Genomic DNA, 16,652 nt, shown 5'->3' with positions numbered 1-16,652 from the left:
TTTTAGTCATCGAGACACAAAAGCTGTACCATTAATAGTAATGAGTCGATCATTTCGTCATTGAAGAGCATTTAAATTAACGTATTGATTGAGTAAGGCTGAATAATGTACATATTACATTATTGAATAATGTGGGCATCGTTTTTTAAACTGGATATAAATGCACTGGATAAGAGATTGGAGCGGGCAGCGGGAATCGAACCCGCATCATTAGCTTGGAAGGCTAAGGTAATGCCATTATACGATGCCCGCAGCACCGAAGCGATGGAGTTACTATGCCATAACTCTCAGAAAATAAAAGCCCTTTTTTATCAAGACGAAACCGTTCGCTCAAACTTTACCCAAAACGTTGAATAAGCCAGCATGATTCACAGTCTCTTCTGCCTATTGCCGGTAAACCGCTCTTGGTATGATGATTTTCATTGACTTACCACGCCAAAGGGGTATAAGCGCATTGTATCAATCTCTCTGACCTATGACAGCTATCGGTAAAAACCTTGACTCATGGCTTTAAATAAAAGTGATTCTCATTTACAGTATGTCAGAATTTTTATGTGGGTATTTCCATGACAACCATTTCCAGCTCAACAAAAAAAGGGCTTTTTGCCTTCCCACTTAAGCTTAAACGCCAACTCTTATTACTTGGCCCAGCTTTTATCGCCGCGATTGGCTACATTGACCCCGGTAATTTTGCTACCAACATCGAAGCCGGTGCCTCTTATGGCTATCAACTGCTCTGGGTGATCCTGGCCGCGAACTTGATGGCGATGCTCATTCAGTACTTGTCAGCCAAGCTAGGTATCGTGACCGGTAAAAACCTCGCTGAACACTTACGTGACCGGCTGCCTAAATGGGCCATTATCCCCTATTGGATACAAGCTGAATTGATCGCCATTGCCACTGATCTTGCCGAGTTTATTGGTGCCGCTGTCGGTTTCCAGCTTGTGTTTGGTTGTAGTTTGATGGAAGGGGCAACCATTACCGCCTTTTTCACCTGTGCTATTTTGTTGATGGCAAACAAGGGGCAGAAACCCCTTGAGTTTATTATTGGCAGTTTACTCGTCATCGTTGCGGCAATTTACATTGTTGAGCTTATAATGGCGAAACCCGACGGCGCAGCCTTTGCCACGGGCTTATTGCTGCCTTCGATCGCCTCTACCGAGCAAATCTTTCTCATCGCCGGTATGTTAGGAGCAACGGTAATGCCCCATGTTATCTATCTGCACTCCGCTTTATTTAAACAGTCCACGGGACAAAATAAGCTTTCACAGCTCAAATCAACTCGAGCGGATGTCTTGGTTGCCATGACCATTGCTGGCTTTGTCAATATTGCCATTGTAGCGATGGCAGCAGCGGTGTTTCATTTTTCCGGGCACCAGCATGTCGCTGAGATTGAAACCGCGTATCACACCCTTACACCACTGCTTGGGCAATCTGCAGCGACCTTATTTGGCTTGTCTTTAATTGCCTCTGGTCTTTCCTCAACCACAGTCGGGACTATGGCCGGTGATGTCGTGATGCAAGGCTTTGTCAAATTCCGTATTTCGCTGTGGCTAAGAAGACTGGTCACCATGGTCCCCTCCTTTGTCGTTATCGCAATGGGAGTTAACACCACTGACATTTTGATTTTGAGCCAGGTTATTTTGAGTTTTGGTATTGCGTTAGCACTGATCCCATTACTCAAATTCACCAATGAAAACAAGACAATGGGCGACTACACCAACAACCGATTGACTCAGGTGACCGGTGTTTTAATTACCGGTCTGGTTGTGTGCTTAAACGTCTATCTGCTTTATACCGTTCTCGTTTAATATGTTCAGCTTAGGGTGTCTTGGATAAGAGACCCTTTTTAGGGTACGCGCTCAATAATTATACGTAAAACAGTCAAATTTTTAACACAGCACAAACTATTATTACGCTAATAAAAAACAACTTATGCCTTAATAAACAATAAGATAAAAAAACAAAGCTGTACATTTACATTTTTGATCACAAAAAAAGATTTGTGCACTAATCATTTTTTCTCTATATTTATTGAGCAGCAATTGTGCTGAGGATGTTTTATAAATATGAGAACCCATCATGGATTACCATAATAAACAATACAGTATCGACACGACAGATTATCAAGTCGGGCAAGACAATATTCAAAAATGGGGATTTGATGTTCACAACTCCGTTTTTGGTATCAGCGCTGGACTGATCCTGTTATTTTTACTTTCTATTGTGTTGGTTGACCCAACCACCGCAAAAGATGCCTTGAATGGCTTAAAAAATGGCATTATTGACCAGTTTGACTCCCTCTTTATGTGGTCCGCTAATTTCTTTTTAATTTTCAGTCTCGTGATCATGTGTTCGCCCCTTGGCAACATTCGCCTTGGTGGTAAAGAGGCCAAACCTGAATTCTCAAAAGCATCGTGGTTAGCCATGTTGTTTGCCGCGGGTATTGGTATCGGCCTACTCTTTTGGGGGGTGGCAGAGCCTACGGCTTATTTCACCGACTGGTGGGGCACGCCTCTCAATGTAGAGCCTTACTCTGAGCAAGCGCGCAGTTTGGCCCTTGGTGCCACGGTCTTTCACTGGGGTTTCCACGGCTGGGCTATCTATGCGTTAGTCGGCTTAGCGTTGGCCTTCTTCGCCTTCAACAAAGGGCTCCCTTTGTCAATGCGTTCCGTTTTCTACCCAATCTTTGGTGATCGTGCCTGGGGTTGGCTAGGTCATGTGATCGACATTTTAGCCGTTTTATCGACTTTGTTTGGTTTAGCGACTTCCCTCGGGCTTGGCGCTCAACAAGCGACCAGTGGGATTAATTATATCTTTGGTACCGACGGTGGTATCGGCATGCAAATTGGCGTGATCATCTTTGTCACCTTGATTGCGATTGCCTCTGTGGTCCGCGGCCTTGATGGCGGTGTGAAGCTGCTCAGTAACATTAATATGGTCTTTGCTTTTTTGTTACTGGTATTAATTTTTGCGCTGACGGCAGGCAACGCCATAGACTCAATCAAAGCAACACTGTTTGGGTATATCGAAAATATCATTCCGCTTAGTAACCCACATGGTCGAGAAGATGAGAGCTGGATGCACGCTTGGACCGTCTTCTACTGGGCTTGGTGGATTTCTTGGTGTCCTTTTGTTGGCATGTTTATCGCGCGTGTCTCGAAAGGCCGTACAGTCCGCGAATTCATTTTTTGTGTGCTGTGTATTCCAACTTTGGTGATCTTGATTTGGATGGGTGTCTTTGGTGGCTTGGCAATCGACCAAGTGATCAATAAAGTGGGTGAGCTTGGCACCAATGGTTTAGGTGATATTTCACTGACGCTATTCCATGTCTATGAGCAATTGCCTTTTGGCCATGTGATTTCAATGGTATCCATTGCCTTAGTTTTGATCTTCTTTATTACCTCATCAGACTCAGGCTCATTGGTTATCGACAGTATCACAGCGGGTGGTAAAGTTGATGCACCAGTGCCACAACGTATTTTCTGGGCTTCAGTTGAAGGTGCCATCGCCGGCGCTCTATTGTGGGTCGGTGGGAGTGATGCATTGCAAGCGCTGCAATCTGGTGTGGTTGCAACAGCATTGCCGTTTAACTTCGTGCTTATCTTGCTGTGTATCAGTTTATGGCTAGGCTTGAGAACAGAGCAAAAGTACTATCGTTAATTATGGCTTTTTTGCCATTTGCGGTTGAGCCTGTATTCTTAGCTCAGCCGTAAAGAGAACACAAGGCCAGTCAGCTCCCTTCTGACTGGCCTTTTTCATAAAGCCCGCGTTAGCCAAAGCGGCCTTGAATATAATCTGCGGTCATGGCTTGCTCTGGTTGCATAAACACCTGCTCTGTTTGACCAAACTCAATCAACTTACCAAGGTGCATAAAAGCGGTATAATCGGATATGCGCTTGGCTTGCTGCATATTATGCGTCACTATCACAATGGTAAAGTTCTCTCTTAAGCTCTCCATCAAAGACTCGATGCCTTGGGTCGCAATCGGATCGAGAGCCGACGTTGGCTCATCCATTAACAGAACCTCGGGTTTTAAAGCGATGGTGCGGGCAATACATAAACGTTGCTGCTGGCCACCTGACAGCCCACTTGCATCTCGGTCGAGCTTATCTTTGACTTCCTGCCATAAGTGAGCCTGTTGTAACGCTTCTTGGACTCGTTTATCCATATCCGCTTTATTCAAAGTTTCGTTCAAACGAAGACCAAAGGCGATATTGTCATAAATACTCATTGGAAATGGCGTCGGTTTTTGAAAGATCATACCAACCTTGCTACGCAGTTGATTAACATCACAGTGTGGGCTGAAAATATCTTGCCCATCGAGTAAGATCTTCCCTTCGGTAAAGGGCTCAGGATAGAGCTCAAAAATACGGTTAAACGTACGTAGTAACGTTGACTTACCACACCCCGATGGACCAATAATCGCCGTCACTTTGTTTTTATAGATTGGCATAGTCACCCCATACAGGGCTTGATTTCCTTTGCCGTAATAAAAATCGAGGCTGTCAATAGACATTCTTTGAACAGGGTTTATCGATGGCTTACTCACCGAAAGCGCACCGGGGCTGACCACAGCAAGTGTTTGATTGTTGGTATTCATTGTCATCTCCGTTGTTTGAGCAAGACAGGTAAAAGCCTTGAGGACATATTGATCGCCAGTACCGTGACGGTGATGATCAGCGCGCCACTCCATGCCAGATCATTCCAATGCTCATAGGGGCTCATTGCGAGGTTGTAAATCGTCACCGGTAAGTTGGCCATTGGCGCATTCATATCCCATGAAACAAACGAGTTACTCAAGGCGGTAAAAAGCAGCGGAGCGGTTTCTCCACTAATACGCGCAAATGACAACAAGATGCCCGTGATAAGACCGGGCGCAACGGCTCGATAACTCAGTGTCACCGTCACTTTCCACTGCGGTGTTCCTAACCCCGCGCCGGCTTCTCGCAAGCTGCTTGGCACCAGTTTGAGCATCTCTTCGGTGGTAGAAATGATCATTGGCAGAGCAATGATCGCCAAAGCGGCACTGCCCGCCCAACCAGAAAAGTGACCAAAAGGCTTAACGAGTAAAAGATAAACGAACAAGCCAATCAAAATAGAGGGGGCAGACATCAACATGGCATTCATAAAACGAATGGCATCCGCCAATTTAGACTGTCGCCCGTACTCAGCAAGCCACGTCCCCGCCATGACGCCCACCGGAATCGCCAGTCCAATCCCAATCGAACTGATCAGCAGTGAGCCAATGATCGCATTAGCCAGCCCGCCTCCGCTTTCTCCCGGTGAAGGCAAAGCCTGAGTCAATGTCGACCAAGAAAGCGCTTTGCCACCTTTACTGATCAAACTGACCATGATCACCGCTAATACCAACAAACCAAAGGCACTGGCCAGGTAACACAATGCTTTAAACAAGGTATTCTTGATTTTTCTTTTCTTCATTTTTTCAGTTCGCCTTGACGCAATTTGATGCGGGCATACCCCATCACGATCAGAGTTACAATGAACAACACCACACCAAGTGCCAATAACGTCGACATTTTGATCCCTTCTGCCTCGTTAAACTGATTGGCGATCGTGGCAGAAATCGATGTCGCCGGCATAAATAATGAGGCGTTAATCTCTTGTGAGTTGCCAATCACAAAAGTGACCGCCATGGTCTCTCCCAAAGCCCGCCCGAGAGCAAGAATAAATGCCCCCAATATCGCACTTTTGATCGCGGGTAACAGCACATACAAAATCACTTCAAAGCTGTGGGCACCAATCCCATAACTCGCCTCTCTGAGTACGGGAGGAAGCGTTGATAATGCCTCTTTGATCAGCGCCGTGATGATCGGTAAAATCATCATGGCCAAGATCAAACCCGCCGTGAACAACCCCTGGCCAAGTGGCGCGCCGCCAAACAGTGCACCCACTATCGGCAGACCGCTGACGTGTTGAATAATCCACCACTGTGGGCCCGCTGCAAACCAAGGGGCAAAGACAAACAATCCCCACATACCATAGATGATACTCGGTATGGCCGATAACAATTCGATGGCCATAGAGATCGGCTTGGCAAGCCAAGAGGGCATAAATTCACTTAAACAAACGGCAATAATAATCCCCAATGGCGCTGCAATAATCACCGCAATCAGTGAAGACACTAACGTCCCGTACAACGCATTGCCAGCACCATACAAGGACTGCATCGGATCCCATTGGGTACTGAAAATAAAGTCGATGCCAAAGGCTTTTATCGCGGGGTAAGCACCGCCAATCAAGGTGGCAAAAATGGCGATCATGATGGCGCCAATGAGCATGGCACTCGACCAACTCCATCGCTTAAATAAGCGGTCGTGAAAAGTATGAGACGTAGCGAGCACAGGTATTCCAAACTTTTATTCAACTAACGATAAAAAAGACAGGCGCAAGCGACCTGTCTTTCGCGAGACAATTAATACACAGATTGACCGTTTTGGCCTTTAATATCGTGCTTCCACATCGTCTCAACCCTATCCACAACCGTAGCCGGCATAGGTACATAACCTAAGTTCGCCGCCAAGTCGCCATGTTGATATCCCCAGTTAAAGAAGTTGAGCACTTCTTTCGCCGTTTCTGGTTTCGTTTGTTCTTTGTACATCAAGATGAAGGTGGCAGCCGTGATTGGCCAAGATTGAGCGCCTGGTTGATTGTTGAGATCAACCGCAAAGCCCGGAGCGTGCTGCCAATCGGCATTGGCAGCCGCGGCTTGGAAACTGGCTAGGTTTGGCTCGACAAAGTGGCCATCTAGGTTTTTCATCGCGGTGTAGGTGAGGTGATTTTGTTCAGCATAGGCAAACTCAACGTAGCCCAATGCACCTGGGGTGCGTTTGACCATGTTGGCGACTCCTGCATTGCCTTTACCGCCGAGATTGGTCGCCGCTTTCGGCCAAACCACTTGTTTCCCTTGCCCAACGTGATCAGCCCAGTCTTTACTCACTTTTGCAAGATAGCCAGTGTAATTGTAAGTAGTACCAGAAGAATCAGAGCGGTGGACGACAAAAACGGCTTGGTGAGGTAAAGCTAGGCCCACATTATCGGCTTTGACTTCCTCATCATCCCAAAATTTAACCTTGCCGGAATACAAGTCTACGAGCAATTGACCTGAAAGTTTTAGCTGACCCGGTTCAATGCCTTTTAAATTGACAACCGGCACAATGGAGCCCATCACCGCTGGAAATTGCACCAGGCCAATCTGATTGAGCTTTTCTTCGGATAGGGGCGCATCAGATGCGCCAAAGTCGACGGTTTTAGCGGTAATTTGTTTAATGCCGCCCCCGGATCCAATGGATTGATAATTTAATTTATTGCCCGTTTGCGCTTGGTATTGTTTGGCCCATTTCATATAAACTGGGTATGGAAAAGTCGCCCCTGCCCCAGTAATGGTGGTTTCCGCCATCACTGAAGCAGACATTACGCTCAAAACGGCAGAGATTAAAGCAATGCGTTTCATGTTAGTTCTTCCCTAAAAAAGTGTTAGTAAATATGACAAAGCGCTGCGAGCGTAAACAGGCTGTCACTAAAATAAAACACTCAAAATTGAAAGGGAATTTGCTTTATTGATCGGCAAATGTGACAAAAAGTACATTAAAATGTCATGTTAAGGCTTTATTTGCTCATTGACTGAAAGAATAAAAAATGAGTAAAAATGCTCGTGAATAATGAATAACGAGCAAATATGACGGATAAGCCCAGTGACTGTCACAAAAACTTCATAACGATATGACGTTGTTTATTTTTCTTATCAATACCTATGTCGATAATAGGCACGGCCACTTATAATATAACTATATATGCATATTAACTTTTAAACATTTTGGTCTTTATTGACTTCTGATAAAACAAAATCGCGAAACACTTGGTTAGCACGAGATAAGTAACTGTCTTTACGCCAAGCGAGGCTTAAATCGATATGAAAGTTTTCCTTGAAAGGTCGGGTAACAATGTCATCGTCTTCTTGTATCGCGACCTTCCACATCGGTGAGATTGCATAGCCACGCCGGATCACCGATTTAATCAGAGGAAGTAAGTTACTGGTGAAAGCCACTTTGGGACTCATTTGCTCAATGACACTCATTTTTTCTATTAGTGTATGGTGGTAATACCCCTTGCGAAAAAGCACCAGTTCATGACTCAGAAAATCACGATAGTCAATACTTTGCTCTTGGGTTAAAGGGTGATCACTTGACATGCACACCACCATTTCCTCGCTGATCAGCGGTCCGCTCGCCAACTCTGGAACCAAGTCTTTATCCGCCACCACCCCAAGTTCAATACTGCCATCTAACACCATTTGGCGGATATTTCTCGTTCCGGTATCTAATACATTCACCGATAACCCCGGGTATTGATGTTTAAATCCCATCAAAAGTGGCGGCAAAAAATACGAGCCGAGCATACTTGGCACCGCAACTTCCACTTCGCCTTGCTCGACGCCTTCTAAGGCTTGCATCGCCATTTTAGCGTCTTCAGACTGTTTAAGAATTTGTTTAACATGCAACAAAAATTGCTCGCCGGCTTTGGTTAATACCACGCCTCTGTCCCGTCGGTGAAACAGCAGTATATTGAGTTCTGTCTCCAACTTTTTCACACTGGTGCTTATCGCCGGTTGGGCAAGGTGCAAGTGCCGAGCCGCTGCAGAAATACTGCCGAGCTCAGCAACGGCGTGAAAGTGTTTCATCTGTTTTAATTCCACTCTTTGTACTCTTTTTTTCTAAGCCACATTGGGTATAAATAATATTTATCTATGTCATAAAAACAAGATATTTTATTTATTATCGATGAATCGGTAAGCTGAAAGCCTCTTTCAACAACCTATGCGACGAAGTGAAAAATCTAACCCATTACCAACGAGTAACCCTCTCTATTTGTCTTTGCTCTTTTGTCACCTTTGCTAACATCTATTGGATGCAACCTCTTATCCCTGTGATTCAAAGCAGCTTTGACATTACGCCTTTACAAGCCAATCTATCCATGTCGGCCCCTCTACTCGGCATGGGGATAGGATTATTATTTTTCGCCAGTCTTTCTGATGCGATGGGTCGCTGTTCATTGCTGCTAATGGGTTCTGCGGCAGGGTTGTTGGTCTCCTTGATGCTTCCATTTGCCGACAACTACACAATGTTTATTGTTTTGCGTTTTGCGCAAGGTGCTTGCCTCGCGGTATGCCCTGCAGTTGCCGTACCACTGCTTGGTGATGAAATGCGCAAAAGCTGGCTACCTGCGGCAGTCGGCTACTACATTGCGTGTAATACGCTTGGCGGTATTAGCAGCCGCTTAATTGGCGGTATTGCCACCGAGCATCTAGGGGGGTGGCAACTTTCTGCGGTGGTGATTGGTATGACGAGCTGCCTGTTTTATATCGCGATTTACTTTATCTTGCCCAAACAACGACACTTTGTGGCAAAGCCCTTTAAAGCCAAAGACAGTCTGGTTCAATTTGCCAAGCACTTGTCATCAGCACAGCTCCTTTGCCTATACACTCTTATCGGTATTGCGTTTGGTTGCTTTGTCAATATCTCAAACTATTTGATGATTGAATTAGAAGGCGAACCTTTTAACTTGTCTAGCGATTTGCGAAGCTTGATGTTTTTAACCCTTTTAGGCGGTACTACCAGTTCCACTTTAGCGGGCAAATTTTCAGCTCGCTACAGTCTTCGTGCGGGTATCGCTTTAGGGTTAGCCATTATGTTGACAGCCAATGTATTACTCAGCGTTCACCACCTTTTTACCCTTATTCTTGGCATGATTTTATTGTCATTTGGCTTCTTTTTCTGCCACAGCCAAGCGAGCACCTTAGTCAATCAAAGTGTCACTAAAGCCAAAGGCAGTGCTCAGGCTCTTTACAGTTTGTTTTATTATGCTGGGGCAAGTTTAGGTGTGTTCGTTTTAGAGCCGTTTTACCAAAACTGGGGCTGGCAGGGTATGTTATTGGCGACAAAAGTCGCTTTGGTATATTGCATTGGCTTGGTCATGTGTTATCGCTACATTAAAAAACGTCAATACAACAAACTTCATGCTTAATTGGCAAACCGTCATTACTCAATAGAGGATAATTATTCTCGACCTCGACGCGAGCGAGTAGCTTAAAAGAGTTACTTAGCTCGCACTTCTTATCGAATTCTTAACTTTTTAGCGCTTCAGCGACTATTATTAATCATGTCTCTAATTAACCTTTGCAAGTATATTCATATTGTTTAATCGCATACTCTCCGTTCTGATTTAGCCTTTCAATGATTAAAACACCGCTGTCATTCGACAGGAAAAGTAACGACAAGGTGAGTATTTTCTAAGAGGCGTAATAAACCATGTCAATAAGAATGAAAACCATCCTTGGCCTTAGTATGATTCAACTCTTGCTGTGTATGGCTATTTTTACGCTGAGTTTTCGTTACTTAACCCATGAAAATAAACAACGCTTCGAGCAGCAGGTACAAAGTACGCTATCAATTAGTCAAACACTGACTCTCAGACCTATTCTTGCCAATGATTTAATTGCTCTACGAAAACTATTAACCACACTGGTTGAGCAATATAACATGGTATACGCTGAAATTCGCTCGCCAAATAAAGTGATACTGGCTCAAAGTGGTGATAGAGCATCACTTAATAACTTAACTGCTGAGAATAAAGTGGCCCTAGATCAAGTGATTGTCTACCAAGGGACCCCCATCGCGTTCGCCACTCTCTACTTTGATCTCACCGAAACTAACACCCAAATGGAAACCATCAAACACAACTTTTTGGCTCTTAGTTTTATTACCGTGCTTATTATTATCGCTATCGCTTATTGTTTGGGGCATTATTTAACTCGCAGTTTATCTAAACTCGAGCAGGCCGCACTCAAGGTGGCGTCAGGGGAACGAACATTTACTTGGCAATCATCAGGAAATGATGAAATATCTGTTGTGGTCAAAGCTTTTCGACATATGATTGATAAGCTTTGTGAATCTGAACAAATCTCAGCTCAATATCAACGAGCACTAGAGCAACAAGTACAGCGCAAGAGCCACAGCCTTAAAGAAACCAGTGATGCTTTAACGCTCGCGCAACGTCAGTTGGTCGACTCTCAGAAAATGGCCGCCATTGGCGTTATGTCTGCAGGTGTTGCCCATGAAATAAATAATCCCATCGGGATTATTCACAGTAACTTGCAATTGTGTAAAGAGTATTTAGTTGAATTAGAAGACCAAACTGTAAACCCCAACATTCAAAACAACCCGCAAACTGACGACAGGATAACGCTCATCAATGAGTTAAATGACTGCATCGACGACTCACTTATCAGTGCCAATAGAGTAAGAACAATAATTGAAAAGTTAAGTCACTATGCTTCAGATATTACGATTGATGAAGGTAATTCAAGCTCATGTGATATCGTATTTCCCTTGTTTAAAGCGATTGAAGAATTGGATACGCTCAACGAGGTACAAATTAAGACAGATCACAGTTTATACAGCTTGCCTAAAACCACTGGCAGAGAAGCTCGTTTAAAGGCGTTATTTGTCGAAGTTCTTAAAAACGCGATCAATGCCTGTCACAAATCGCCTCATGATCAACCTAAAGTAATTACGATAAGCTCTCGCCAAGAACAAACGCAATTTAGTATATTCATCCACAACACTGGGCCATTTATCGATGAGAAAGATTTAGAGCATATATTCGAACCGTTTTTTACTACCCAAAAAGTCGGTAATGGCGCAGGGTTAGGCCTCACTCACGCCTACGACATAATGAAACGGTACAATGGCAAAATCGAGATTGCCAACCACCCAAAGGTTGGCGTCGAAGTTGCGCTAACTTTTCAGGCAAATGTCAATAAAGACAATTAAAAGCCATAACGCAATGATTAAATATCTTAATGTCTAAATATGAAACGCCAAGGGCTGCTCACTGGTGCGATCTAGCTCTTTTAACCTTTGTAGCAACGCAGAGTTAATCTCTTGACCCGCTGTCAACATCAAACTGCCATTGGGTAAATACACATCTTTTTTAATCGTGGTGCCCACTTTTAAATCATCGACACCGACACACAACTGCACGCCATCAGTTTGAGTTAGGTTCTTAATCATCGAGAGATAAAATTTGACAATAGCAGGATCGTACAATCGGTTTTTGTTCTTGTCTAAAAAGGCGTAAGCACTTCTCGTCGTCATACGACGGGCATTAATGGGCGATGCCACCAGGTAATCGTAGTTTTTAACCACCCTCAAAATCCGCGCGCCAACCGGTATTTGCTCGGCTTTTAAATGTTGTGGAAAACCTGAGCCATCATAGTTTTCATCCTGATGCAGAACAATGTCGACAAGAGGTGAAAAACGTTTGATTTGGCCAATAACCTCACTGCCTAGTTGCGCATTGACATTGGGAAACTGCACACCACCAGATTCATACTTTTTGGCTAAATCGTGATTTAAACCGCCAATCAGGCCAATTTCATGCATCAATGCCGCTAAGTACACGTGGTTAATTTCACTATCGGACAAACCTAATACTTTCGCAAGCATCTTGGCTTGCTCAGCAATTCTTTCTGCATGATCCCTTGGCTGACCAGTGGCATGCTGTATAATGGCAGTTAACATGCTCAGAATATCTTTAAAAGTTTGCTGACGACTTTTTAACACCGTTTTTAAGTTATAATTTGTTTCTTGCAGCAACTTTGTTCGCTGAGTAACCTTCTCTTCTAACTGTTGATTCCACTGCGCTAGTTGCAGGTTTTTTCCTTCTAGCTCTATCATGAGTTTGGCTTTTTCTTGCCGTAATGTATAAAGCTCGGCCACTTTTTCAATTGTCAATTTTAAACCGGCATTGTCCCAAGGTTTGGAGAGATAAGTATGAATACCCCCCTCATTCACAGCGCGTATGGTCGAGTCCATATCACTGTAACCTGTCAATAAAACCCGCATTGACTGGGGGTTTATCTCTTTTGCTTTCGCGAGAAACTCCGCTCCATCCATCTCTGGCATTCTCATATCGGAAAGTAAAATAGGGACGTCATTAGAAGCTAAGTACTCTAACGCCTCCACTCCTGAGGTAAAGGACACGACATCGTAATCACGCCTTAATACTCTCGTGAGCGATTTTAAGATATCGGCCTCATCATCAAGTAAGAGTAGTTTGAGCTTATCGACATCAGTCACAGTCTCTGTAATCGTGTCCATATTTCCCCCTTATAGAGCAGTGTCTTTCTTTTTCGGCCCCGCTTGGGGCAAGATAATTTTAAAACAGCTCCCTTGTCCTAATTCACTCGTCACTTGTATTTCTCCCTGATGGGCCTTGATAATGTTATAAGACACAGATAGCCCTAACCCTGTCCCTGACCCTATGGGCTTGGTGGTATAAAAAGGCTCGAAAATTCTTTTTATTGTTTTTTTATCCATCCCACATCCAGAGTCTTTAATGACCACCTCAACATTGGTGCCACAAGGTTGTATACTGATAAAAATACTTCCAGATTCTTCAATCGCTTGACTAGCGTTAACTAACAAATTGAGAAAAACTTGATTTAACTGCATAGGCTGGCAAAAAATTTCTGGTGTATCAGGATGATAATCTTTAATTAGTTCAACATTGTACTTAAGCTCGTTATTTATTATTTTCAACGTTGATTCAATACCTTTTTCAATTGACGCCATCCCCCACTCCGAATTATCAACATGCGAAAATTCTTTTAAGTTTTTAACAATTGACATCACCCGAGACGAACCTTCCAATGATTCTTTTATTAAATCTCCAATATCATCAATGAGATAATCAAGCTGCTTAGTTAAAAATATAGATTTACAGTCTTCAATTAAGCTATCATCACCTTTTTCAATAATTTTTTTATTTATTTCATCAAAGGCTTCATTATACGATTTAAAATACTCCTTCAAGGATTGTAAATTTGAGCTGATAAAACCAATTGGGTTATTAATTTCATGTGCAATACCTGCAGACAATTGCCCGATTGATGCCATTTTCTCTGATTGTAAAAGTTGACTTTGCGCTTCTTTTAACTTCAGCAAGGCTTTTTGTACTTCAGAGTGTTCTTTTTCGACTAATTGAATAAATGCTTTGATCTCTTGCTGTTGGCAAGCTTGAGTTGTCACGTCATAAACACACAAGCACACGTGTTCTAGTTGCCCATTATCACTGTGAAGAGGAATAAACTCCAAATCTTGGAACATTTTCTCTTCCACTCCAGAAATAGGGCGTGAGCTAGTAAAAGGTAATATGTGGGGTGCGTGCTCCCACGACGAAAAACTAGGTGACTCAATAACAAAAGCCGTATCAATTTTGCGTTTCAAAAAGGTTTCCACTTCAGGGAAAACCGTCAAAATGTTACGACCAACAAGTGTGTCAGAGATGTATTTTGCACGAGTTACAAAGTACTCATTGGCGCTAACAATCGTATAGTCTTTTCGGATAATACAAATCGCAAAAGAAAGTTGATTAAGTAAATCAGACAACATGAGCTTAGCTTTCATCAGTTACAAACCTCACTCTCTAAATTAAAGCCATTCATTTAATTGTTCGATTACTTTATCCATACCTTCATCGGCCAAACAAATAACCGTTTTTGTTTCAAACTCTGCTGACTCAATTAAAAAAGCCACTTCCATAACGATAAAAACACGCCATTGATCAATCGCCATCGATTGATTAGAGGGTTTAAACATACTGGGAGGTTGCACTCTACAGTTCAATTCAAGCTGCTGACATACCCCTTTTAAACTCGCGCCGCTTAAAATATTTGAAATCTCCAACAGACTGTCAAATATTTCCATCTCGTTAAGGTCGTCCTTATCGTGATATTGCAAACCTTTGGCGACAGTATGACCGCCTTTTTTACTTAACAGCGTAATTAATTCCCCGGTCATTCCACCATAAAATGATTGCCGAGTGTAATAATACTCTGACTCCACTAAGCTTAATTTTTCTAATTCAGCTTCATTCGCTAATCGAATTGCAGGAATAGTTAATGTGACGTGTAGATTAAGAAGACGAGCTAATTTATCTGCAGCTTGCCCCATCGAGATGTTTAGGAACTCTTTTAAGGTATCCTGGTGATCGCTATTTAGCATGATATTCATAGCAACCCCACCTTTTTAAGTTCGTTCGCCAACAAGTCTTTATCGAGAGGTTTTTTTAAGAAACAAACCGCACCGAGTGAGGCCACTCTTTGTTGGGAGTAAGGCTGAATGTCGGCGCTGATAACAAACACAAAATTCCTCGCCGTTTGCTCTTTTAATGCTTCTAACACCTCAAACCCATCCATCTCTGGCATGGTCAGGTCTAAAAACAACACATCGGCTAATCCCTTTTGGTAACACTCCAACGCTTGTAATCCATTCTCTGCTTCAGTAATGGAAATGTCCCAGTCGCTTGGTAGCGCTCTCATCACCGCTTTGCGAGACATGCGTGAATCATCGGCAATTGTGACCATTATCGACATCATTTACTCCTTGAATGAGAGTGACAACTCTGCTAGTTTTTCAACCACTTCAGGTTCAAATTGTTCGGCAAATTGTTCGGCACAACCTTGTTGATTGGCCCTCTTCCAATCTCTGGCTAACCAAAGGACGAAACACACCGATTTATCCTCAAGCTCGACTTCATCTTCAACGGCGTCGAGCATTAAGGTGACATCACAAAGCTCCATCTCTAACCCCCAAAGTAAAAATAAGTAGCTATTAATGATCGCTTGATTAGAAAAGTTTTCAGAAATTAGCAAGTCCGGTAGTTGTTTCTGATTATCTAGCAAGATGAGATCGCCCAAGCTAGACAATAAAGCCACTAAATAAATGGACTCTTGTTGTTCTAAGGTCAAACTGAACCTTTTTGCTAAGAATCGTGCCGTTTCTGCCCAATGTAAATGGTCTGAAGTGATGGTCTGGTACTGGTGGGGTGATAACGTTTTGAATTGGTTTTCAGTAAGCATGATAGAAGCAATGGACTCCACCACATTAAGACCTAACCGGTTTACCGCATTTTCTAATGACCGAGTCGGGGTCATAAAACCGAGAAACGAAGAATTGGCTGTATTGACAATTTTTGCTGATAAACCGGGTTCTTCTTCTATAATTTTGACAATTTGCTTGGCATGCAAAAACTCTTGTTTTGCCGCTTTCCTCAGTTTTTGGATACATTCAGGCAAGACAGGAATATTGTTCAGCCCAAGCAGAGTTTCCTTAACGTCTGGTGAGAATGGGAACTGATGTAAACGCTCGGTACGAATAAATACATCGTTAAAATCATCATCGGTGAATGGCTTGGGAATCACAAAATGAATTGATTTGTCAACGATGATGTTAACATCAAAGTTGACTCCCCCGGTAATCAAAGCTCGTACGGAGAGAGGAAATTGCTCTGCCGCTCTTTGCAACAGCTGTGTGCCTTTTATCTTGGGCATCATCAAATCGCAAATGATTAAATCGGGCGCTTGCTCAATCTGCGCTTGCCAATCACTCGCCTCTTGAATACAGGTCAATGTCCATCGTGGGCGTAGTCGACGAATCAAGCGACGGGCGGCACTTAGCATCAACTCATCATCATCAATGTAAACGACATGAAAACAATCTTGATTCATCAGCGCGGATTTCCCCTGTAAGTTCATCATTATAAGTTATTTAATACTATGAACATTAAAG

The 16,652-nt window shown here is 43.3% G+C and carries 15 protein-coding genes and 1 tRNA gene; 5 read left to right on the top strand and 11 right to left on the bottom strand.

From position 1 onward, the window contains the following. Nucleotides 1–178: 178 nt before the first annotated feature. Nucleotides 179–252, bottom strand: a tRNA-Gly gene (locus tag AB0763_RS15370). Between AB0763_RS15370 and AB0763_RS15365 the strand changes: the two genes are divergently transcribed. The 3 genes from AB0763_RS15365 to AB0763_RS15355 all read left to right on the top strand — a co-directional run bounded on the left by AB0763_RS15365 (nucleotide 232) and on the right by AB0763_RS15355 (nucleotide 3,663). Continuing rightward, nucleotides 232–357, top strand: coding sequence for a hypothetical protein (locus AB0763_RS15365; RefSeq protein WP_306099318.1), 126 nt, complete (start codon nucleotides 232–234; stop codon nucleotides 355–357). The genes AB0763_RS15370 and AB0763_RS15365 overlap by 21 nt on opposite strands. Nucleotides 358–566: 209 nt before the next feature. Then, nucleotides 567–1,811 carry an Nramp family divalent metal transporter gene (locus tag AB0763_RS15360; protein WP_306099317.1) on the top strand — a complete coding sequence of 415 codons (1,245 nt, stop codon included), beginning with the start codon at nucleotides 567–569 and terminating at the stop codon, nucleotides 1,809–1,811. A 271-nt stretch (nucleotides 1,812–2,082) separates the two neighbouring features. Continuing rightward, a complete protein-coding gene (locus AB0763_RS15355; RefSeq protein ID WP_306099316.1) occupies nucleotides 2,083–3,663 on the top strand; it encodes a BCCT family transporter in 1,581 nt (526 codons plus the stop codon). 109 nt (nucleotides 3,664–3,772) lie between these two features. Here the strand turns inward: AB0763_RS15355 and pstB are convergent, their stop codons facing one another. The 5 genes from pstB to AB0763_RS15330 all read right to left on the bottom strand — a co-directional run bounded on the left by pstB (nucleotide 3,773) and on the right by AB0763_RS15330 (nucleotide 8,716). After that, complete coding sequence (gene pstB / locus AB0763_RS15350) at nucleotides 3,773–4,519, bottom strand: phosphate ABC transporter ATP-binding protein PstB (RefSeq protein WP_306099380.1); 747 nt, start codon at nucleotides 4,517–4,519, stop codon at nucleotides 3,773–3,775. Nucleotides 4,520–4,605: 86 nt separating this feature from the next. Continuing rightward, nucleotides 4,606–5,442, bottom strand: a complete 837-nt coding sequence (gene pstA, locus AB0763_RS15345; protein WP_306099315.1) for a phosphate ABC transporter permease PstA — start codon at nucleotides 5,440–5,442, stop codon at nucleotides 4,606–4,608. After that, nucleotides 5,439–6,365: a phosphate ABC transporter permease subunit PstC gene (gene pstC / locus AB0763_RS15340; RefSeq protein ID WP_306099314.1), complete on the bottom strand. Its 927-nt coding sequence runs from the start codon at nucleotides 6,363–6,365 to the stop codon at nucleotides 5,439–5,441. The genes pstA and pstC overlap by 4 nt, the downstream gene beginning before the upstream one ends. 71 nt (nucleotides 6,366–6,436) lie before the next feature. Continuing rightward, entirely contained in the window at nucleotides 6,437–7,474 is a 1,038-nt protein-coding gene (gene pstS, locus AB0763_RS15335; RefSeq protein WP_306099313.1) for a phosphate ABC transporter substrate-binding protein PstS, read from the bottom strand. 354 nt (nucleotides 7,475–7,828) lie between these two features. Then, entirely contained in the window at nucleotides 7,829–8,716 is an 888-nt protein-coding gene (locus tag AB0763_RS15330) for a LysR family transcriptional regulator (protein WP_306099312.1), read from the bottom strand. A gap of 131 nt (nucleotides 8,717–8,847) precedes the next feature. Between AB0763_RS15330 and AB0763_RS15325 the strand changes: the two genes are divergently transcribed. Beyond that, nucleotides 8,848–10,044 (top strand): MFS transporter, encoded by a 1,197-nt coding sequence (locus AB0763_RS15325; RefSeq protein WP_306099311.1) that lies wholly within the window; start codon nucleotides 8,848–8,850, stop codon nucleotides 10,042–10,044. Between the two features lie 284 nt (nucleotides 10,045–10,328). Then, nucleotides 10,329–11,852, top strand: coding sequence for an ATP-binding protein (locus tag AB0763_RS15320; protein WP_306099310.1), 1,524 nt, complete (start codon nucleotides 10,329–10,331; stop codon nucleotides 11,850–11,852). Nucleotides 11,853–11,885: 33 nt separating this feature from the next. Here AB0763_RS15320 and AB0763_RS15315 read toward each other — a convergent pair whose 3' ends face one another. Genes AB0763_RS15315 through AB0763_RS15295 form a run of 5 tightly spaced genes read right to left on the bottom strand, consistent with a single transcriptional unit; the run spans nucleotide 11,886 to nucleotide 16,621 of the window. Then, nucleotides 11,886–13,181, bottom strand: a complete 1,296-nt coding sequence (locus AB0763_RS15315) for an HD domain-containing phosphohydrolase (RefSeq protein WP_306099309.1) — start codon at nucleotides 13,179–13,181, stop codon at nucleotides 11,886–11,888. Nucleotides 13,182–13,190: 9 nt separating this feature from the next. Further along, nucleotides 13,191–14,492 carry a sensor histidine kinase gene (locus tag AB0763_RS15310; protein ID WP_306099379.1) on the bottom strand — a complete coding sequence of 434 codons (1,302 nt, stop codon included), beginning with the start codon at nucleotides 14,490–14,492 and terminating at the stop codon, nucleotides 13,191–13,193. 21 nt (nucleotides 14,493–14,513) lie between these two features. After that, on the bottom strand, nucleotides 14,514–15,095 hold the full coding sequence (locus tag AB0763_RS15305; RefSeq protein WP_306099308.1) for a chemotaxis protein CheC: 582 nt from the start codon (nucleotides 15,093–15,095) through the stop codon (nucleotides 14,514–14,516). Further along, on the bottom strand, nucleotides 15,092–15,457 hold the full coding sequence (locus AB0763_RS15300) for a response regulator (RefSeq protein ID WP_306099307.1): 366 nt from the start codon (nucleotides 15,455–15,457) through the stop codon (nucleotides 15,092–15,094). Before AB0763_RS15300 ends, AB0763_RS15305 begins: the two co-directional genes overlap by 4 nt. 3 nt (nucleotides 15,458–15,460) lie before the next feature. Then, nucleotides 15,461–16,621: an HDOD domain-containing protein gene (locus AB0763_RS15295; RefSeq protein ID WP_306099306.1), complete on the bottom strand. Its 1,161-nt coding sequence runs from the start codon at nucleotides 16,619–16,621 to the stop codon at nucleotides 15,461–15,463. Nucleotides 16,622–16,652 lie beyond the last annotated feature (31 nt).

Source organism: Vibrio sp. HB236076 (genome assembly GCF_040957575.1).
GTDB lineage: Bacteria > Pseudomonadota > Gammaproteobacteria > Enterobacterales > Vibrionaceae > Vibrio.
Note: the sequence above shows the minus strand (reverse complement) of the source record. Positions and strands in the feature narration are given on the sequence as shown.

Coding starts and splice junctions, on each gene's coding strand:
- AB0763_RS15365 (WP_306099318.1), top strand. CDS start 232: ATGCCATTATACGATGCCCGCAGCACCGAAGCGATGGAGTTACTATGC.
- AB0763_RS15360 (WP_306099317.1), top strand. CDS start 567: ATGACAACCATTTCCAGCTCAACAAAAAAAGGGCTTTTTGCCTTCCCA.
- AB0763_RS15355 (WP_306099316.1), top strand. CDS start 2,083: ATGGATTACCATAATAAACAATACAGTATCGACACGACAGATTATCAA.
- pstB (WP_306099380.1), bottom strand. CDS start 4,519: ATGTCTATTGACAGCCTCGATTTTTATTACGGCAAAGGAAATCAAGCC.
- pstA (WP_306099315.1), bottom strand. CDS start 5,442: ATGAAGAAAAGAAAAATCAAGAATACCTTGTTTAAAGCATTGTGTTAC.
- pstS (WP_306099313.1), bottom strand. CDS start 7,474: ATGAAACGCATTGCTTTAATCTCTGCCGTTTTGAGCGTAATGTCTGCT.
- AB0763_RS15320 (WP_306099310.1), top strand. CDS start 10,329: ATGTCAATAAGAATGAAAACCATCCTTGGCCTTAGTATGATTCAACTC.
- AB0763_RS15315 (WP_306099309.1), bottom strand. CDS start 13,181: ATGGACACGATTACAGAGACTGTGACTGATGTCGATAAGCTCAAACTA.
- AB0763_RS15305 (WP_306099308.1), bottom strand. CDS start 15,095: ATGAATATCATGCTAAATAGCGATCACCAGGATACCTTAAAAGAGTTC.
- AB0763_RS15300 (WP_306099307.1), bottom strand. CDS start 15,457: ATGTCGATAATGGTCACAATTGCCGATGATTCACGCATGTCTCGCAAA.
- AB0763_RS15295 (WP_306099306.1), bottom strand. CDS start 16,621: ATGATGAACTTACAGGGGAAATCCGCGCTGATGAATCAAGATTGTTTT.